Source organism: Scytonema sp. PCC 10023 (genome assembly GCF_963920835.1).
Taxonomy (GTDB): domain Bacteria; phylum Cyanobacteriota; class Cyanobacteriia; order Cyanobacteriales; family Nostocaceae; genus Kalymmatonema.
In genome coordinates this window covers 13,843-33,429 of sequence record NZ_CAWUDP010000087.1, presented here as the reverse complement: position 1 = coordinate 33,429, position 19,587 = coordinate 13,843, and the positions used below count along the sequence as shown (strand labels likewise).

Sequence of the window (19,587 nt, the reverse complement as noted above, 5' to 3'; positions counted from 1 at the left end):
TGTGAGCGGTTAAATTTGGAATATGCGGGAAGCATAGGCAATCAGTTCCTCCAAGCAAGGTGAGAGTGTTTCTTTGGATCTAGTAAGTGCATTGTAAAACTCTTGTTGATGATTCGCATAAGCCATGTCTGCAAGCTGTTTTAAGCTTGCAGACATGGCTTCGCGTGCTTGTGCAGCATAGGGATTGTCAACCTGAATTCTCCAATAGATTTCAGGAGCCTGATTCGTAATACGCGCAAACAGCGCGAGCAGGGTTCGGTGCACTGGTGTCGAGATCGGCAGCGCTTTATTTGGATCGTAACCAAGTTCAGTTAGGCAGATTCCGAACGAAATAATTGCCGCATGTGTTGCAACTTGGGTGATGGCAGTCTGCCGATCGTGTTCGCTTGCTGTCATTGAGGTTACATGAGCGCCCCACTTTTGCATAAGGCTGATAAAATTATCTGAACGGAGACCTGACGATAACTGCACGGTGACAACGTTGTTGTCGCGAAATCCGAGGTCAGGAGCAAACATTGGATTGATGCTAAGTAATTGTAGGTCTTCCCTAATGTTTGTCACCTTCTGCGCTAAGGTAGTTTTAACCGATAGAGTATCCACTATAAGCGCATCGGCAGACATTGCCGGGATGAAATGCTCCAAAGCTACAAATGCTACACTTTCAGGGAGGCAGATGAGCAAGCAATCGACTTGGCGAGCGATCGCCAGCATATTTTCGTCAGGTTGACTAAGGTCGCCGCAAAGATAGCGAGCGCACTTGGCTAGTTTGTCTGGCTGCGGTGCCAAATCGATGCCAAAAATACTAAGCCCTTCTTCTGCAAGTAAATTGGAAAAGAGTTTACCGAATCCACCGTTTAAGCCAAGAATCAATACTTTTTCGATATTCATAGTTGCACACTATCGTTGGAGGTGTTTTAAATCTGCCGGATTCACGACTAGGTCGGGATGGGAATTAAGAATCACGCTATTTTTTAAGTGTTTTTACTTATTGACATATGCAATATTGTCTGAGACTTTAGCGAATGCTTAAGGTAGGCAACGATTTAACTCTTTATCATAGGAAAATTGAAGCTTTCACTTCAATGATAAATTATTCTTATAAATAGCCTTTCCCTTACCCCCACCTGTAGAGGTGGTTGTGGTTTCTGTTGGCGATTGCCTGTAAGGGCACTGCGCTCCCTTGCAATCGCCTCAAGGGAAAAACTTTTCGATAAAACTGAAAGTGCAAGTTCGATGCACAACAGCTTAGCACAGATCTGTTGCAGTCAGCAGTTACGATAAAATTTACAGCAGAAATTAAGTTTGTCCTTAACTTAAGGATTTTAACTGGTGAAACCTTTTTTAAAGGTAGAAACTTTAATACAGAGTTATCCTTCCCAGTACCGCCTTGGCTGTGTCGAACAAGCCTTAACCAAAGGTGAAGACTACTATATCGGTAACAGTAGCTCGTGCATTGGATGTATACCTTCGGGTCTCGGCTTTGAAGGAACTCCAGAGCAACTCTGGCTTCACCCCCTTTGAAGGTTGTTGCTGCGGAAGACACCGTAACTGGCAAAACAAGTTGAGAACCTGTAATGCAAGTAACGTTAATCAATGCTTTTAAAAACGCAACCATGAACCCCTTGCAAACCCTGCAGAATTACGGGCAGTCTGTCTGGCTAGACTACATTCGGCGCAGCCTGATTACCAGTGGCGAACTGCAACGCTTGGTGGATGAGGATGGGTTGCGTGGTGTTACGTCCAACCCTGCCATTTTCGAGAAAGCCATTGCTGGCAGCACCGACTACAATGATGCGCTCATTGCACTTGAGCAGCAGCAAGACATGGACGCCATGTCGCTCTATGAGCAATTGGCGATAAGCGATATTCAAGAAGCTGCTGATGTATTGCGACCTGTCTATGAGCAAACGAAAAAGCGTGACGGCTACGTTAGCTTGGAAGTATCACCGTACCTTGCTCACGACACGCAAGGCACGCTCGCGGAGGCGCGGCGACTTTGGCAAGTCGTCGGACGCGAGAACGTAATGATTAAAGTGCCCGCAACGCCTGCAGGTATCCCTGTCATCAAGCAACTCATTAGCGAGGGCATCAACGTTAACGTCACGCTGCTATTCTCTCAGGGAACCTACGAGCTAGTCGCAGATGCTTACATCAGTGGTTTAGAAGCGTTTGCAGCGCAAGGTGGGGACGTGAGTAAGGTAGCCAGCGTCGCCAGCTTCTTCATCAGCCGCATTGATACTGCGATTGATGCGATCGCCACTGCCCGCATCAAGGCAGCTACCAGTGCCAATGAGCAGGCGTCCTTACGCACCGTCCTCGGCAAAGTTGCGATTGCCAATGCTAAACTGACTTATCAACGCTACCAGGAAATCTATCAGAGCGCCCAGTGGCAAGCGTTAGCGGATAAGGGTGCACAAACGCAACGACTCTTATGGGCTAGCACCAGCACGAAGAACCCCTTGTACCGCGACGTGATTTACGTGGAGGAACTCATTGGTGCGGATACAGTGAACACGATTCCTCCAGCAACCTTTGATGCATTTCGCGATCATGGACAGCCACGTGCCAGCTTGAAAGAGCATCTGGAAGAAGCGCACGACATAATGGAAACCCTCTCTCGGGTCAACATCTCAATGCAGGATGTCACAACCCAGTTATTGACGGAGGGGGTACAGCTATTTATTGAAGCGTTTGACAAGTTGTTAAGTGTCGTGGAGAAAAAGCGTGAAGCGGTGCTAGGCACAGACCTAGATCGGCAAACTTATTCTTTACCAGATGACCTCACCAAGAGCGTTCAAGCATCTCTCAAAGATTGGCTTGTTAACGGCAAGGCGCGGCGATTGTGGGCGCAGGATGCTTCGCTTTGGACAGGTACGGATGAGAACCGTTGGCTCGGTTGGCTCGGTATCACTGAAGACCAACTGGCGCACATTGACCACCTGAAAAAACTTGCTGAAGAAGTCAAAAGTGAGGGTTTTGAGCACGCAGTACTACTAGGAATGGGCGGTTCTAGCCTGTGCCCTGAAGTGATGAAGCTCACCTTCGGCAGGGTGCTGGGTTACCCTGAACTACACGTGCTGGATTCGACAGATCCGGACCAAATCAAGGCGGTCGAGAGTAAAGTAGACCTTACCAAGACCCTGTTCATCGTGTCTAGTAAGTCGGGCGGCACCCTAGAGCCAAACATCTTCAAGCAGTATTTCTTCGACCGGATACAACAAGTCCTTGGTGCTGAAGAAGCAGGTAAACGCTTCATTGCCATTACTGACCCCGGCTCGAAACTGCAGCAGGTGGCTGTTGGCGACAACTTCCGTGATATTTTCTTTGGCTTACCCAGTATCGGCGGGAGGTATTCGGCCCTGTCACATTTCGGCTTGGTGCCTGCAGCGATTATGGGTGTGGATGTCGCGAAGTTCCTCGACTATACTGAGGAAATGGTACACTCTTGCGCCGCAACCGTTCCCGCCGCAGATAATCCCGGTGTCGTTCTAGGAACAATTCTAGGGGTGCTTGCTAAAGCGGGTCGGGACAAAGTCACCCTGATCACCTCGCCAGGTATCTCAGATTTGGGCGCGTGGTTGGAGCAGTTGCTGGCTGAGTCAACGGGTAAGGACGGCAAGGGACTGATTCCTATTGACCAGGAACCCTTAGGGAAGCCCGAGGTCTACGGCAGCGATCGCTTGTTTGTCTACGTCAGGCTGGAGTCAGCCCCAGATCCAGACCAGGATGCAGCGGTGGAAACCTTAGAACAAGCAGGGCAGCCGATAGTACGCATCCTGATACAAGACCCCTATCAATTAGGTCAGGAGTTTTTCCGGTGGGAAATTGCCACTGCTGTTGCAGGGTCGATTATTGGGATTAACGCCTTTAACCAGCCGGATGTGGAAGCGAGCAAAATCGCCACGCGACAGTTGACGTCCGAGTATGAACAGACGGGTGCATTTCCAGCAGAAACGCCAATTTTAGCAGAAAACGGCATTCAGTTGTTCACCGACCAGAAAAATGCGGCAGAACTCTTTGAAGCGGCAGGCGAACGCTCACTGGTGGGCTATTTGCGGGCACACCTAGACCGTATCCAAGCTGGTGATTACTTTGCTCTGCTGGCTTATATCGAGATGAACGACCCGCACCAAGCGCAACTACAAACAATCCGGCAAGCTGTCCGCGATGCGAAGCAAGTAGCAACTTGTTTGGGCTTCGGTCCCCGCTTTTTACACTCCACAGGGCAGGCTTATAAGGGTGGACCGAATACAGGTGTTTTTCTACAAATAACTTGCGATTCGACAGTCGATTTACCCGTGCCCGGACAGAAATACAGCTTTGGTGTCGTCAAAGCGGCTCAAGCACGCGGCGATTTTCAAGTATTGGCGGAGCGCTCGCGACGGGCTTTGCGAGTGCACCTGGGTTCGGATGTGCAGGCAGGTTTAACGATCTTACAAACAGCAATCAAGCAAGTTTTGCTCTAAATCAGCAATCTGAAGGAGAAATAATATGCAACTAGGTATGTGTGGTCTGGGGCGCATGGGCGCAAATATAGTCCGGCGTCTGCTACGAGACGGACACGAGTGTGTCGTATACAACCGGACACCCGACAAAGTGAAGCAGTTAGAAAGTGAAGGGGCACAAGGAACAACTTCCCTGGACGATTTCATTAATCAACTGACTAAACCCCGTGTAGCTTGGGTAATGGTGCCAGCTGGTGACGCAACAGAGCAAATAGTCATGGAGCTAGCACAGAAGATGGAGCCAGGTGATATCATCATCGATGGCGGGAATTCCTACTACAAACACGATGTGCACCGTGCTCTGATTCTCCAAGATCTGGGCATCAACTATGTAGATGTGGGAACCAGCGGCGGAGTATGGGGATTGGAGCGAGGCTACTGCCTAATGATTGGCGGCGAAAAAGAGATTGTTGAACATCTAGACCCAATTTTCAAGACGATTGCTCCCGGGCAAGGTGACATCTCCCGTACGCCGGGGCGGGAAAAACTGAGCAGCACTGCTGAGGCTGGTTACCTGCACTGTGGTTCAAATGGTGCTGGGCATTTTGTCAAGATGGTTCACAACGGCATTGAGTACGCCCTGATGCAAGCCTACGCCGAAGGCTTCGATATCTTCCGTAATGCCAACTCGCAGGAACTGTCCGAGGCTTATCGCTATGACCTTAATGTAGCAGACATTGCCGAAGTTTGGCGTCGGGGCAGTGTTGTAGGCTCCTGGCTACTAGACCTAGCAGCGATGGCTCTAGCCGAAAACCCAACTCTTTCCGATTATACAGGCTTTGTGCAAGACTCTGGCGAAGGGCGCTGGACAATTATGGCAGCGATAGAGTCAGCCGTGCCTGCCGATGTGCTGTCGGCATCACTTTACACCCGGTTCCGCTCGCGCCAGGAGCACACTTTTGCCGAGAAGGTTCTGTCAGCAATGCGGCAAAAGTTTGGCGGGCACATAGAGCAGAAAGGCAGATGAGAAGGGTGTTGACACTGGGCATTAAGAAAGATAAAGCCATGACGGGGCAAAAACAATGAACATGACTGATGAACGGCTAAATCGACCCGGTGACCCCTGCGTGATGGTAATTTTCGGCGCTGCTGGAGATCTGACCAAGCGCAAGCTGATTCCGGCTCTCTACAACTTAGTGCAAAGCAACCTGTTACCTAAGGAATTTGCCGTCGTGGGAGTGGCTCGTGCTCAGATGAGCACCGATGACTTCCGCCAGAAAATGAGTCGGGACATTCATGAATTTGCGACCAGCTCAGTCGATGCACAGCTTTGGGATTCGTTTGAAAAGCGGCTCTACTATCTGTCGGGTGAATTTCAAGACCCCAGCACTTATGAGCAGTTGCAGGAGCTACTGGCTACTGTAGACCAGGAATGCGGCACGCGCGGCAATTACCTATACTATCTAGCGACAGCGCCCAACTTCTTTAACGACATTATGTGGCAACTTGGGACTGCTGGGCTGGCTCGTGAAGAAGGTACTTGGCGGCGAGTGATTATCGAGAAGCCCTTTGGGCATGACTTTGATTCGGCTCGCGCTCTCAATAAAAATATCAGTAGCGTGTTGAAAGAAAGCCAAATTTACCGCATCGATCATTACCTTGGTAAAGAGACGGTGCAGAACATCTTGGTCTTTCGATTCGGTAATGGCCTATTTGAGCCAGTCTGGAACCGCCGTTACATTGACCACGTGCAAATTACAGTTGCCGAGAGTGTTGGTGTAGAAGGCAGAGGTGGCTACTATGAAGGAGCAGGTGCATTGCGGGACATGGTGCAAAACCATATGTTCCAGTTGCTGGCGCTGATGGCGATGGAGCCGCCGCTTTCGTTTGAAGCCGATGCAGTGCGGGATGAGAAGTCTAAATTGCTGCGGGCAATTCAACCGCTGAGCCCGGAAGAAGTCCTTACCCAGACAGTACGCGGACAGTATGGCGTGGGCACGGTGAAAGGCTCGTCAGTGCCTGCTTACCGCACTGAGTCGCGCGTTGCTCCTGATTCCGGTACTGAAACCTTTGTAGCGTTGAAGCTGATGCTCGACAACTGGCGCTGGGCTGGTGTGCCGTTTTATCTGCGGACTGGCAAAGCTCTACCCAGTCGCGTGACTGAAATAGCCATTCAGTTCAAGCACGTCCCGTTTTTACTGTTCCGTCAGACACCTGTCGAGCAACTGACACCGAATTTCCTGGTTTTACGCATCCAGCCCAATGAAGGCATCAGTTTGCAGTTTGGTGCTAAAGTTCCTGGTCCTTCCGTACGCATGGGCGCGGTGCAAATGGATTTTGAATACGCTGACTACTTTGGCACTCAGCCGAGTACTGGCTATGAAACGCTGCTCTACGACTGCATGATTGGCGACGCCACCCTATTCCAGCGAGCTGACAACGTTGAAATTGGGTGGAGCGTGGTAACACCAATTCTGGATGTCTGGAAAGCCTTACCTCCTCGTAGTTTCCCCAACTATGCGGCGGGTACCTGGGGTCCTAAAGAAGCTTTCGACTTGCTAGAGCGCGATGGGCGGCAGTGGCGGAGGATTGACCCATGATTCTAGCAGGTGACATTGGCGGCACAAAGACAATCTTAGCATTCTTCCAGGCTGAAGGCGGACGTTTGAGACCCATTATGGAAGCTACTTTCCCCAGCCGCGAGTACGCCAACCTTGATGAGATTGTCAGCAAGTTCGTGTCAATGCACAACCTACCCCTTACCCATGCCTGTTTTGGGATTGCTGGACCCGTCAAGCACGGACGCTCTGAGACGACCAACTTACCCTGGGTGGTCGATGCTAAAGTATTAGCCAGTAAATTAGGGTTAGAAACGGTTGGGTTGATCAACGACCTTGAAGCTAACGCTTACGGAATTGCGGCACTTGCGCCCACAGACTTTATAGTTCTTAACCAGGGTGCTAAGGAAGCGGAGGGCAATGCTGCTATTATCTCAGCCGGGACAGGGCTGGGAGAAGCGGGTCTCTACTGGGATGGTCAGCAGCATCGTCCTTTTGCCTGTGAAGGTGGTCATGCCGACTTTGCACCAAGGAATGAACTCCAGATGGAACTGCTACGCTACCTGTTGCAGCGATATGCCCGTGTCAGTTGGGAGCGGGTTCTCTCTGGACCGGGTCTGTATAACATCTATCAATTCCTCCGCGATACTGGTCGCGCTCAGGAGCCTACTTGGCTTACAGAAGAACTAGGCAATCAAGACCCAACCACGGTCATTGCTCAAGTAGCTTTGGCAGGAAAGTGCCCTCTCTGCGAGCAGGCGCTGGAGATGTTTGTCTCCCTCTACGGTGCAGAAGCAGGCAACCTGGCGCTGAAATTGATGGCGACCGGGGGAGTGTTTATCGGCGGTGGCATTGCACCCAAAATTATTGAGAAGTTGAAGGACTCGACCTTTATGGAAGCCTTTACAGCTAAAGGTCGTCTCCAGTCGTTGTTAGAAGCAATGCCAGTATGCGTTATCGTCAATAGCAAGGCGGCTCTGTTGGGCGCTGCGCTTCGAGCTCTCTACACCCAAGTTCCACCGAAACAGACCAATTTGTCAGCTATAGGAGGACATAGATTTTGAGTATAATAGAAAACAAGAGAAACTCGTTAATACCACCGAAAGTCTCTCTGCTGGTCGCCGACGTGGACGGCACTCTGGTTACAAAACAGAAGGTTCTCACCGGGCGTACTCGAAATGCGGTGTGTAAGTTGCATGCGGCGGATATCGTCTTCACAATCACAAGCGGGCGTCCACCCCGAGGTATGAAAACACTCATCGACGATCTTGCCTTGACAGCACCGATTGCCGCTTTCAACGGTGCGGTCTTCCTACGTCCAGATTTATCAATCATTGAGCAGAATCTTCTGAGTGTGCCGATCGCCAAGCGCGTTATCGAGATTATTGATTCCCATGGTCTTGACGTTTGGCTCTACAGCGATCGCGACTGGTTTGTGCGCGATCGCCACGCCCCCCACGTTGACCGCGAAGAATGGACGATCAAGTTCCCGCCAATAGTTGTGCCAACATTTGATAACTTACTCGACAATGTGGCAAAGATTGTCGGCGTTAGCGACGACCTAGAGGCAGTGGCGCGGTGCGAAGCTGACACCCAGCAGGAGTTTAGAGAACAGGTGTGCTGCGAAGCTGGCGCAAGTTCAGGTGGCGGGGAGCAAGTTTCTGCTGCTCGCTCCCAGCCCTATTACCTGGATGTCACTCATCCACGCGCTAACAAAGGGTTTGTGGTCGAGCGGCTCTCACAGATGCTGGCAATTCCCACTCACGAGATTGCAACTATTGGAGATATGCCCAATGATGTGCCAATGTTCTCGAAAAGCGGTCTGAGCATCGCGATGGGCAATGCCAGCCTTGAGGTACAGCGTACCGCCAAATATGTAACGACCTCTAACGAAGATGAAGGTTTCGCCAACGCAGTAGAACGCTACATTTTAAGCAGCCAAAGTTCGGCTCACACCCCGAGCGCAGTTTATCAAATGGAAGAAACAAGATGAACAAATATGTGCAAGAAATCTTAAGCTGGTACGGCAGCGACAATCCAGGGACGCTGACCAACCTGTCCCGACTGCTCAACCACGGTAAACTCGCAGGCACTGGCAAACTGGTGATCCTGCCGGTGGATCAAGGCTTTGAACACGGACCAGCGCGTAGTTTTGGTTCTAACGCACCTGCTTACGACCCCCACTATCACTTCAAGCTGGCAATCGAGGCTGGCTGTAATGCCTATGCTGCTCCCTTAGGTTTTTTGGAAGCAGGGGCGCGGGAGTTTGCTGGTGAGATCCCCCTGCTCCTCAAAGTCAACGACCACGATGTCCTGTTCGATGAGCAAGACCCGAACCAGGCTTTGACTGGCAGCGTGGCGGATGCGCTACGCTTGGGGTGCGTGGGCATCGGCTTTACTATCTACCCTGGCTCAGCACATCGGATGGAGATGTATCAGCAGATCCGCGCCTACGCTGAGGAAGCCAAGCGCTGTGGCTTGGTGGTGGTTATTTGGGCTTACGCTCGTGGGTCCGGTTTGAGCAAAAAGGGTGAAACTGCGATTGATGTCATCGGTTATTCTGCACAGATTGCCGCCCAGCTTGGCGCACATATCATCAAGGTGAAGCTGCCGACTGCACATATCGAGCAAGAGGCGGCACGCAAAGTTTACGAAAAAGAGCAAATTCCGATTGGGACGCTGACCGAGCGAGTGCGTCACGTAGTACAGTGTACCTTCAATGGACGGCGTATTGTCATCTTCTCTGGTGGTCCAACCGAAAGCGATGAAACAATACTTGATGAGATCCGTTCTATCCACTATGGCGGTGGGTTTGGCTCGATTATCGGACGCAACTCGTTCCAGCGCCCCAAGTCTGATGCGCTGCGGCTGCTCAACAGCATCATGGAGATTTATAGAGAAGTTCCTTAGTCTCTCACACCCACGAAAGGACGGGCCATGTTATCAGTATTTGACATCCAAGTTGTCACAAACGCTGAAGAGCTTAGCTTAAAAGCTGCAGAGGAATTTGTCCACCGGGCTGAAGAAGCGGTACAAGCACGAGGGATTTTTACCATCGCCCTAGCTGGCGGCTCGACGCCCAAAAGTCTTTACACGCTACTAGCTACCGATACCGCATCCTTTCGAGAACAAGTGCCCTGGAACAAAGTTCACTTTTTCTGGGGTGATGAGCGCCATGTCCCACCAGACCATCCCGATAGTAACTACCGCATGGTGCAAGAGCGGCTGCTATCTCAAGTGCCTGTTCCACCAGAAAACGTACACCGGATCTTGACTGAAAATCCAGACCTTGGTAAAGCAGCACACGAGTATGAGCAAGTATTACGGGATTTCTTTGAGTTGCACGAGGGGAAGTGGCCGCGCTTTGACTTGGTGCTTTTAGGAATGGGACCGGATGGACACACCGCCTCCCTATTCCCAGGAACCAATGCTATCCACGAACAAACACATCTCGTCGCTGCTCCCTGGATAGAAAAGCAGAATACCTACCGAGTTACCCTGACACCACCAGTGCTAAATAATGCCCTATGCACGATCTTTCTCGTTAGTGGGGCAGAAAAGGCCGAAGCCCTGCAAGCAGTTTTGGAGGGCAATCCTGAGCCTGAGCGCTTCCCCGCTCAGATTATCCGTCCAAAACAGGGAACGTTGTTGTGGCTAGTCGATCAGGCGGCAGCCCGCTTGTTACAGAAGCAGGCATAGATAGGAAATTTCACCTCTAAACAAAACTAAGGAGATAAAAAATGGCTAACGTATTGATAGTGTATGCAACAGACTATGGCAATACACGGAAGATGGCTGAGGCGATCGCGTCAGGAGCTATGTCAGTCCCCGATACTCAAGTTTCCCTCAAATTAGCGGAAGATGTCACAACAGATGACTTAATCGCCAGTGACGCACTTATTGTTGGGACGCCTGTTCACATGGGAAGCCCAGATTGGCGCGTCAAAAAATTTATCGATACAGTGTGCAGTCGGCTTTGGATGAAAGATAGCATGGTTGGCAAAGTTGGTGCTATATTCGCTACCGGCAGTGGCTATGGAAACGCTGGAGGTGGATCTGAACTCACGATGCTGGCTCTGCTAAATAACCTTGCTGAATTGGGGATGGTGCTGGTGCCTCTTCCCAAAAATACCCCAGGCTACTACTTGGCAGGACTTCAGTGGGGACCTTACGGACGTTCTGCTGGGGAAAAGATGGAGCAAACGGGCGTAACGGACGAGAGGCTGGAAGCTGCAACGTACCACGGCGCAAATGTCTCTAGAATCGCTTCTGTTCTTAAAGGTCACGATTTGTTTGCCAAGCCAATTCCAGTTTTAGCTTAAACCCAAAAGAACGCAGGAGGATGTCACTGGAATAAACAACGTAGAGCGTTGAAGACTGAAAGAAGGTTGTAGGTTCACACCAGTAATTCCAATCTACAACCTTCTTTTCCTTAAAGCCTGAACAGACATCACACTATTTTAAAAGGAGAATACCATTGAAGCTTGAAGGTAAAGTCGCTTTAGTAACAGGCAGCAGCCAAGGAATTGGTCAAGCCATTGCAGCGCGTCTCGCCCAAGAAGGCGCAGACATCGTAATTGACTACCGCAGCCATCGGGAGGGTGCCGAGGAAACCCTAGCCAAGGTAGAAGCTACAGGACGCTCTGGCTTTATTATTAAGGCAGACTTGGGTGTAGTGAGTGAAGTCCGCCACTTAATTGACTCGGGTATCCAACACTTCGGCAAGCTAGATATCTTGGTGAATAACGCTGGCATTGAAAAGAACGCTGATTTTTGGTCAGTATCAGAAGCAGATTATGACGCAGTGCTGAATGTCAACTTAAAAGGTGTGTTTTTTGTAACTCAAGCCTTCGTCCAGCACCTGATTGAGACCAAACGGACTGGAAAGATTATTAACATCAGTTCAGTCCATGAAGAACTCCCGTTCCCACACTTTACTTCTTACTGTGCTAGCAAAGGTGGCGTCAAAATGATGACGCGCAACCTAGCTATTGAGCTAGGACCTTTTGGAATAACAATCAACTCCGTTGCACCAGGAGCGATTGAGACTCCCATCAACACCAAGCTTTTAAACGATCCAGAGAAGCTGGGTGCTTTACTCAAGAATATCCCATTGGGTCGCTTAGGCAAGCCGCAAGATGTGGCTTCAGTAGTGGCTTTCCTAGCCTCCTCTGATGCTGATTATGTGACAGGTACAACCTTCTTTGTGGATGGTGGTTTGCTCTGGAATTATCAGGAGCAGTAATGTGATTAGATATTATCTAGAAAGAAAACTATGACTCAAGAAGAAGCAAGATTAGCAGCTGATCGCGATCGCACAGAGTACTGGAAGCGGTGGGGTCCCTATTTAAGTGAACGACAGTGGGGAACAGTGCGAGAAGATTACAGCGGGACTGGAGAAGCTTGGGACTACTTCACCCATGATCAAGCCCGTTCTCGTGCTTATCGGTGGGGAGAGGATGGTATTGCCGGAATTTCAGATAACCACCAACGACTTTGTTTTGCCATTGCTCTGTGGAATGGTGAGGATGCCATTCTCAAAGAGAGAATGTTTGGCTTAACGGGAAGTGAAGGCAATCATGGGGAAGATGTCAAAGAATACTACTTCTATCTGGACAATACCCCCACGCATTCCTACATGAAGTATCTTTACAAATATCCTCAAGCTGCTTTCCCTTATGCCCAATTAGTTGAAGAAAATCGCAACAGAGGTCGCAAAGCTTGTGAGTTTGAATTGCTTGATACGGGTGTGTTTACCGATGACCGTTATTTTGATGTCATTGTAGAGTATGCAAAAAATTCACCTGAAGATATTCTAATTAAAGTCAGTATCATCAACAGAGGACCAGAAGCAAAAACGCTGTATCTTTTGCCGACTCTTTGGTTTCGCAATACCTGGTCTTGGGATACCAGTAAAGAAAAGCCTTTTCTAAACGTTTTCAAATCTGACACTGACTTAAGCGTCATAGAAGCTTCCCATCCAACACTAGGAGATAGATGGTTTTACTGTGACGGTACAACGCAACTGCTTTTTACAGAAAATGAAACTAACCATGAAAGATTATTTGGGGTGAAAAACGCTTCTGGCTACGTCAAAGATGGAATTAACGATTATGTGGTGCATGGTCGAAAAGAAGCTGTCAATCCCAATCTGATCGGCACCAAAACCTCAGCCTATTATGAATTGTCAATCGGTGCAGGCGAAACCAAAATAGTGCAATTGCGGCTAAGCGATACTCCCCCTTATCAAGAGGGGACACAAGAAGGTGTGGAACCGTTTGGTGCTGAGTTTGAAACAATTTTTCAAAATCGTATCTCAGAAGCAGATGAATTTTATCACCGCATCTGTCCCTTCCAGCTATCTGATGATATGCGGAATGTGCAACGACAGGCATTTGCTGGTATGTTGTGGAGTAAGCAATTCTATTACTACGTAGTCGAAGAATGGCTTAAAGGCGATCCAGGGAACGTACCGCCACCGCCCGAACGCAAACGCGGCAGAAATCATGAGTGGATTCATCTGTTTAATGATGATATTCTCTCCATGCCGGACAAGTGGGAATACCCCTGGTTCGCAGCTTGGGATTTGGCGTTTCATCTGATTCCATTTGCAATGATTGACCCAGATTTTGCCAAGTACCAGTTGGATGTGCTGACGCGGGAGTGGTACATGCACCCTAACGGTCAAATTCCAGCGTATGAATGGGCTTTTGGCGATGTCAACCCACCTGTTCACGCTTGGGCTGCCATGCGTATTTATCAAATAGAAAGAAAAATGTATGGCCGCGCTGATAAAGATTTTCTGGAACGTGTCTTTCAGAAGTTGCTGCTCAATTTTACTTGGTGGGTGAATCGCAAGGATGTAGAAGGAAACAATGTTTTTCAGGGCGGCTTCCTGGGATTGGACAATATCGGTGTTTTTGACAGAAGTGCTGAACTTCCCACAGGTGGACACATTAATCAGGCGGATGGCACCAGCTGGATGGGGATGTATTGTCTGAATATGCTGACGATCGCACTGGAACTGGCAAAAGACAATTCAACCTATGAAGATATTGCCAGCAAGTTTTTTGAACATTTTCTTTACATTGCTGATGCAATAGACGGCATTGGCGAGGAAGAAATCGCTTTATGGGATGAAGCTGATGGTTTTTACTACGATGCGCTGCATTTGCCCGATGGTAGGCATTGTCCCATGAAAGTGCGCTCAATAGTAGGGTTGTCTCCACTGTTTGCTGTTACCACTTTGGAACCGGAAGATTTGAAGATGTTACCAGGCTTTGGACGGCGGATGGAATGGTTTATTCGCAATCGTCCTGACTTGAGCCGAAATGTCGCTTGTATGGAAACACCTGGTGTTGGTGCCAGAAGATTGCTAGCGATCGCGTATCGAGATAAACTCCGCCGCATCCTGCAAAAAATGCTGGATGAGACAGAATTCTTAAGTCCCTATGGCATCCGCGCTGTTTCTAAATTTCATGCGTCCCATCCCTACATTCTTGCGATAGATGGTCAGGAGTACCGGGTGGATTACGAACCCGCCGAGTCCAGCACCAATTTGTTTGGCGGTAATTCCAACTGGCGTGGACCGATTTGGTTTCCCATAAATTATCTGATCATTGAGTCACTCCAAAAGTTTCATCATTACTTGGGCGACGATTTCAAAGTGGAGTGTCCGACTGGTTCTGGTCAAATGATGACACTTTGGGAAGTTGCTGCTGAGTTATCTCAAAGGCTGACTCGGATTTTCTTACAAGAACCATCCGGTCGGCGACCTGTTTATGGCGGTACAGAAACGTTCCAAACAAACCCTCATTGGTGCGATATGATTCTTTTCAATGAGTATTTTCATGGTGATAACGGTGCCGGAATTGGTGCTAGCCATCAAACGGGCTGGACGGGGTTAGTAGCAAAACTTATCCAGCAGTACGCAGAATATGGCGGAGAACATGGTTTCGTTCCAAAAACTGACGATGCTTTGGTAAAAGTTGTCAAGGGTAACGCTACGCTTTCCCCTGTTGGTTCGATAGCATGAGAACCGCTGTTTAAGTTTCGCCTTAAGTTAACGTTCTTTAGTTGTCAAAATTTTCAGAGTGCATAATACTAAATTGGATCATTTAATAAACAGGAGTGTTGGGAAAAACAAGACATGGTCAACAAGCACAGGAGGTCAACAATCTCCAAATTGAAGGATGTTGTTGCCGAATTACTAGAAAGCTCAATTTGTAGGGTGTGCAGTGCTTACCTACGGACACTGTTGGCGAATTAAAAACCTAACCCCCCAGCCCCCTTTCCTACGAGGCAAGGGGGAGCAAATTACAGGGTAAGCGCATCTTGTCAAGAAGAATACCTGAGTGTCAATAAAGCCCAAAATAATTGCATTAACGCTTGCTTATTGACGATGATTAGGCGATCGCCTTCACATGCGTGAAAATGAATCAAAGAATAAATCCTGATTTTCTCGTTTATCCATTAACCAATAATTTTGTCAAGTCTAATTTAGATGCGCTTACCCTGGAGCAAATTATCCCCTCTCCTTCTAAGAGAGGGGTAGGGGAGAGGTCAGTTACCTTAACTTTTTTTGGTACAAGGTATCAGGATTTAAACTACTAACCGCTAACCGTCTTAACGACAGATATGTAACTTATAACCACATTAGCTTAGTTTTGTCAACGAAGAAGCAAATAGCTATAGCAATTTGATTTGAATTGTAAGAAATCTTGCTCTCACAAACCCGATTTCTTCAAAAAACTGGATTTCTCAGCTTACCGAATCATCTACAATTGCTACCTATAATACTAAGGCAAATTTATTAATGGACAATTATAGCAGAATTTATAAGTTTGTGGCTAAGAAAGATAGTGAGGAAATTGTAGTTGTTAAGGGAGCTATACCGAAAACTTTGAAGCTTCGGTTCAAAGTTGTCTGTGTACAGAAAGAATTGGAGATGAGTGAGGTGTTGGAGGATTTGATTAGGCAATGGATACAAACAGATGCGCCTATTACCGAATCTTCTGTTGATTTGTCTAACCAAGACTCTGAGGATGTTAAAGCATACGTTCCAAAATCTTTAAAGCTTCAGTTCAAAATGCTCTGCGCTCAGAAACGAGTCACGATACGTTCTGTCTTATATATGCTTATCAAGCAATGGATAGAAAGGGGTGGTTGTACTTGTGGGTCTTTGCCGCTTTAATTAAATTTCTATAGAAGGTAGCCCACCTGAATGCTTATAGCGTTTCTTTGTGATAGCTTGCCTGGCGTAGCCATAGCTGCAATTATTTACCTTCGGCACTCTCGTCTCCCCAAGGCACCGGGGGGACTACAGGGGGGTCTTAAGGGGGCACATCTTCATACAGCATTGGTATTACGACTATTTTGCCAAAATGTCTCCATTTATAGAAAAATTACACTTGTGGTAGTCCCATTGAGCATCCTATCTCGGTTAGAAGTAAAAATACTCAGCTTTTCAAAAATCGGAAAATACCTGATGCGACAGTTCCAGGTGAAGAATATAAGAACAAAATAAGACTTTCAGCACATCAATGCCTATTGCTGTTAATTTTGTCTTTAAGTTATGGATCTTTAATAGACAAAACTTTACAGACTTGAAATAGTTAGTAACAGAAAACTTCAGTCCACTAAAACGACCATGAACAATAAAAGAAAATTGAAAATGCAATTTATTTTATTATTTAAATTTTTAAATTTGCTTGAACAGAGCAATGTTTGCCTTATCAGACTCATTAAGGGTTGAGCCAACCTGTAATACCAAATCCACATTCAAAATACCGCTTTTCTTCCTCAGGTTAGAAATTTGCGACTACACAAACTAAACCTGTCTATGGATAGAGGTCAAATACCTTTACTTTTGAATTACTTGCAATTTCAGGGAAAAAAAGCGAAAAAATAAATTGAAATTGAAGGGTATTGGCAGAATCTAGGTTAGATAGCAAAATAAAAAATTTTGTGGATGAGTCTAAAGTTGTAAAAATGTAGTAGGATCAAGCTAACAATAGGCTGAAAAAAATTAAAAAAAGTTTAAATAACTTTTCCTTGATGTTTTTATAGCTACATTGTTTATGGCTTGCTTACGGAATTTAGTTTGTTGTGCATATCTGCAATCAGTTGTAGACCCAGCTATTCAAAAAAGCAGTTGTACCGAGGTATAAAATATGAAGTTATTAAAGTCTTTGTGATTTCAGCAGATGAACTAAAGCGTCTCTAAAAGGTTTGAAAAATCGTCTTGGAGCCAGTTGTTCATCGATGACTTGCTTGCTATATACCCTGACACATTTAGGACGACTTCATACATAAAAAAGGGTGCATCATGTCTAATTCTTCCGCTTTGCCGGGACATTCTCTCTTGTTATCGCAGATTGAGTCTGCTAACCGACAGCAACTTCAACAGAGTATAGTTGATGATTGGCCAGATGTGTCATTCGCCATGCTTTTGTCGCCAACGTTGCAATTAAAGGGTACTTTGGAATTCATATTACCCAATCAGAACGACAAGGGGAGTTGGGGCGATAAAGGGTACATATTGCATTGTCCTGAGTTTTGCGGCATAAACAAGTTTCCTTCAAGATACCAAACGTGTTTTAGCGCCAAGACTTTAGAATGCGATGTGCAACTTTTAGAGTATTGGCTAAAAATGTAGGAATCTGTTGGAGAATCCCCAGGGCTTAACGCCTTTTGAGCAGTAATAAACGACTTTTTATAAGTATTTTAGACTCTGAAAAAGTACTTTCTGTCCAAAGTACTTTTGTGCTCAAGGACTTTAAAACTTACATACCAACAGAGCTTTTAAACGAACAAAGCACCTACTAGAGATAAGTTGCGTATTGCGTTTAAGGGATTTCCAACAAATAAATTATCCAATAAGAGTGTGGGGTGGGCATCCTTGTCCGCCGAGTTTCTAAGACGGGCGCTTAATACCACTTTTACAAGAAAAAGTTGGATATTTTTTAATTTGGGAGTCCCTAAGAGCAAAACATAATCAAGAGAAACTTTACTAGGACTTACGCACTTTGCAAACATATTGTCGTATCCATGCGCCAAGCAGCACGGTTGCGTAGTTGTGAGATGTCCAGTTTGTGAGCGCTTTGCTGGCAAAAAAACTATTTCCATCCCTCAAGTGCATAAGTAGATTTTGCTTACACCTATGAAGAATATAGGGGAAATCTCACCAAACTTAACTGATTTTCAGTTTTTCAAGTAGGTCTAATACACAAAACTAAATGTATGCCAATGCATCAATCCTATTTACTTTGCTTTTTGCTATGAACACACATTATAGAGTTGACAAACCCCCCTAGTTTTGCTGTACCATACATACAGCAAATAACAATTTACTAAAGTACAGAGATACCTTACCCGCGCTGTCGCGCACCCTTCCCGATCCCTTGGTTCGGATTGGGCAGAGGTGTACTTCATTTAGATGTAAAGCGCTGTATGTATCTTAGAGTAATGTAGCCGCCGCAAAATGTGCAAAATCTGAGGTGTTTAACGCGGCTACTTAAGGCAGCACACCTTGGTGAACTACTGCCTATTCAGCTTTGCTAATCTTTGAACCTTCTTGATAATGACATCGAGTCTGTTAATGATATGTCCGATGTCAACGAGATTTATAGCGATCGCCCAAGGCTTCGCCGTGAGATCTGCCGAACGGGACACTGACACCTCTGCGATCGCCATCTGTGACCATTAATATGTTGAACCACTCGCGACCACCGCCGCTGCGTTCGATAGCCTTTCTTGCAAATGCCCCATAGCTACACAAGTATGGCTGATTGTCAACCTATGTGCATTTACTTTACCGATTATGAATGCTACAGATCATCGTAATTACAGGATCACGACTGAAAAGTTAGAACGAGACACCCATGTTTCATTCACGTCAGATCGTGTCAAGTACCGAAAGTATTCATCTGCCTCTTCCATTTTTTCGCCATCTAAGTCACCTGAAATCTGCTCGCCTCCTGCGGATATCAATTCAAATCGTCAGTTCGATATCCTGCCTTGTCACCAATCGACACCTGTCTTGGTAGTCGAGGCGATAGCGTTCGCGGAGCGTGTGCTTTGCACTCAGCGCTGCTGCGTTCGCCCTTGGCGTCTCCCCTTGGGAAAAGCGCAGATCGCCAAAATCCTGGAAGACATGGGAGTGCAATATGTGTTTAATATCTGGGAAGGTGCAATTGCACTTTTCTGGCAAGCACTGAAACACTGTTTCATACGCGTACTGCACTTTCATCATAAAGCTGGAGCAGCTTTTGCAGCTTTTGCAGCTTTTCAGGGGGAGAGCGCCAGTGGTGGTTTAGTTGTGGTATTTAACACAACAATTCCGGAGAGCGCGATCGCCTTAACCGGGAAACCAGCGCCTACACAATCGCCAATGCAGATGTTTTTACATTGGGGATCGCTTTTGTACTATGTTAGCACTCAAGAAGTGCAACGAGCAACTCCGGTGAGATTTCTCTGTGGCTTGCCCTCGGTTTAGCATAGCCGGATGGCTTCGTAGTTCATCTAAGTATCCCCACTGGTATATGAGCAAGTTGGAGCAAGAAGAATTTTTCCACGAGTGACTT

Annotated in this window: 15 protein-coding genes; 14 read left to right on the top strand and 1 reads right to left on the bottom strand. The window is 47.3% G+C overall.

Annotated elements, in window-relative coordinates:
• Positions 1–9: 9 nt before the first annotated feature.
• Complete coding sequence (locus ACM0OZ_RS36560; RefSeq protein ID WP_414587743.1) at positions 10–888, bottom strand: prephenate dehydrogenase/arogenate dehydrogenase family protein; 879 nt, start codon at positions 886–888, stop codon at positions 10–12.
• A 441-nt stretch (positions 889–1,329) separates the two neighbouring features.
• Between ACM0OZ_RS36560 and ACM0OZ_RS36555 the strand changes: the two genes are divergently transcribed.
• The 14 genes from ACM0OZ_RS36555 to ACM0OZ_RS36490 all read left to right on the top strand — a co-directional run bounded on the left by ACM0OZ_RS36555 (position 1,330) and on the right by ACM0OZ_RS36490 (position 19,499).
• Positions 1,330–1,521, top strand: coding sequence for a hypothetical protein (locus tag ACM0OZ_RS36555; RefSeq protein WP_414587742.1), 192 nt, complete (start codon positions 1,330–1,332; stop codon positions 1,519–1,521).
• 53 nt (positions 1,522–1,574) lie between these two features.
• Positions 1,575–4,466: a bifunctional transaldolase/phosoglucose isomerase gene (locus ACM0OZ_RS36550; protein WP_414587740.1), complete on the top strand. Its 2,892-nt coding sequence runs from the start codon at positions 1,575–1,577 to the stop codon at positions 4,464–4,466.
• A gap of 25 nt (positions 4,467–4,491) precedes the next feature.
• Complete coding sequence (gene gnd, locus ACM0OZ_RS36545) at positions 4,492–5,472, top strand: phosphogluconate dehydrogenase (NAD(+)-dependent, decarboxylating) (protein WP_414587739.1); 981 nt, start codon at positions 4,492–4,494, stop codon at positions 5,470–5,472.
• 61 nt (positions 5,473–5,533) lie between these two features.
• Positions 5,534–7,045, top strand: a complete 1,512-nt coding sequence (gene zwf, locus ACM0OZ_RS36540; protein ID WP_414587748.1) for a glucose-6-phosphate dehydrogenase — start codon at positions 5,534–5,536, stop codon at positions 7,043–7,045.
• On the top strand, positions 7,042–8,067 hold the full coding sequence (locus tag ACM0OZ_RS36535; RefSeq protein ID WP_414587738.1) for a glucokinase: 1,026 nt from the start codon (positions 7,042–7,044) through the stop codon (positions 8,065–8,067). Before zwf ends, ACM0OZ_RS36535 begins: the two co-directional genes overlap by 4 nt.
• Positions 8,064–8,996: a Cof-type HAD-IIB family hydrolase gene (locus ACM0OZ_RS36530; RefSeq protein ID WP_414587737.1), complete on the top strand. Its 933-nt coding sequence runs from the start codon at positions 8,064–8,066 to the stop codon at positions 8,994–8,996. Before ACM0OZ_RS36535 ends, ACM0OZ_RS36530 begins: the two co-directional genes overlap by 4 nt.
• A complete protein-coding gene (locus tag ACM0OZ_RS36525) occupies positions 8,993–9,913 on the top strand; it encodes a class I fructose-bisphosphate aldolase (RefSeq protein WP_414587736.1) in 921 nt (306 codons plus the stop codon). Before ACM0OZ_RS36530 ends, ACM0OZ_RS36525 begins: the two co-directional genes overlap by 4 nt.
• Before the next feature lie 27 nt (positions 9,914–9,940).
• On the top strand, positions 9,941–10,702 hold the full coding sequence (gene pgl, locus ACM0OZ_RS36520; protein ID WP_414587735.1) for a 6-phosphogluconolactonase: 762 nt from the start codon (positions 9,941–9,943) through the stop codon (positions 10,700–10,702).
• A 41-nt stretch (positions 10,703–10,743) separates the two neighbouring features.
• On the top strand, positions 10,744–11,325 hold the full coding sequence (locus ACM0OZ_RS36515) for a flavodoxin domain-containing protein (RefSeq protein ID WP_414587734.1): 582 nt from the start codon (positions 10,744–10,746) through the stop codon (positions 11,323–11,325).
• Positions 11,326–11,480: 155 nt separating this feature from the next.
• The gene (locus ACM0OZ_RS36510) at positions 11,481–12,248 is read left to right on the top strand and encodes a glucose 1-dehydrogenase (protein ID WP_414587733.1); all 768 of its coding nucleotides are present in this window, start codon (positions 11,481–11,483) and stop codon (positions 12,246–12,248) included.
• A gap of 30 nt (positions 12,249–12,278) precedes the next feature.
• On the top strand, positions 12,279–15,038 hold the full coding sequence (locus ACM0OZ_RS36505) for an MGH1-like glycoside hydrolase domain-containing protein (protein ID WP_414587732.1): 2,760 nt from the start codon (positions 12,279–12,281) through the stop codon (positions 15,036–15,038).
• Positions 15,039–15,818: 780 nt separating this feature from the next.
• Complete coding sequence (locus ACM0OZ_RS36500; protein ID WP_414587731.1) at positions 15,819–16,196, top strand: hypothetical protein; 378 nt, start codon at positions 15,819–15,821, stop codon at positions 16,194–16,196.
• Positions 16,197–17,330: 1,134 nt separating this feature from the next.
• Positions 17,331–17,660, top strand: coding sequence for a hypothetical protein (locus ACM0OZ_RS36495; RefSeq protein WP_414587730.1), 330 nt, complete (start codon positions 17,331–17,333; stop codon positions 17,658–17,660).
• 1,164 nt (positions 17,661–18,824) lie between these two features.
• A complete protein-coding gene (locus ACM0OZ_RS36490) occupies positions 18,825–19,499 on the top strand; it encodes a thiamine pyrophosphate-binding protein (RefSeq protein ID WP_414587729.1) in 675 nt (224 codons plus the stop codon).
• Positions 19,500–19,587 lie beyond the last annotated feature (88 nt).

Bases quoted from the DNA above. Each gene is read 5' to 3' on its own strand.
- ACM0OZ_RS36560 (WP_414587743.1), bottom strand. From the start codon at position 888: ATGAATATCGAAAAAGTATTGATTCTTGGCTTAAACGGTGGATTCGGT.
- ACM0OZ_RS36550 (WP_414587740.1), top strand. From the start codon at position 1,575: ATGCAAGTAACGTTAATCAATGCTTTTAAAAACGCAACCATGAACCCC.
- gnd (WP_414587739.1), top strand. From the start codon at position 4,492: ATGCAACTAGGTATGTGTGGTCTGGGGCGCATGGGCGCAAATATAGTC.
- zwf (WP_414587748.1), top strand. From the start codon at position 5,534: ATGACTGATGAACGGCTAAATCGACCCGGTGACCCCTGCGTGATGGTA.
- ACM0OZ_RS36535 (WP_414587738.1), top strand. From the start codon at position 7,042: ATGATTCTAGCAGGTGACATTGGCGGCACAAAGACAATCTTAGCATTC.
- ACM0OZ_RS36525 (WP_414587736.1), top strand. From the start codon at position 8,993: ATGAACAAATATGTGCAAGAAATCTTAAGCTGGTACGGCAGCGACAAT.
- pgl (WP_414587735.1), top strand. From the start codon at position 9,941: ATGTTATCAGTATTTGACATCCAAGTTGTCACAAACGCTGAAGAGCTT.
- ACM0OZ_RS36515 (WP_414587734.1), top strand. From the start codon at position 10,744: ATGGCTAACGTATTGATAGTGTATGCAACAGACTATGGCAATACACGG.
- ACM0OZ_RS36505 (WP_414587732.1), top strand. From the start codon at position 12,279: ATGACTCAAGAAGAAGCAAGATTAGCAGCTGATCGCGATCGCACAGAG.
- ACM0OZ_RS36500 (WP_414587731.1), top strand. From the start codon at position 15,819: ATGGACAATTATAGCAGAATTTATAAGTTTGTGGCTAAGAAAGATAGT.
- ACM0OZ_RS36495 (WP_414587730.1), top strand. From the start codon at position 17,331: ATGTCTAATTCTTCCGCTTTGCCGGGACATTCTCTCTTGTTATCGCAG.
- ACM0OZ_RS36490 (WP_414587729.1), top strand. From the start codon at position 18,825: ATGAATGCTACAGATCATCGTAATTACAGGATCACGACTGAAAAGTTA.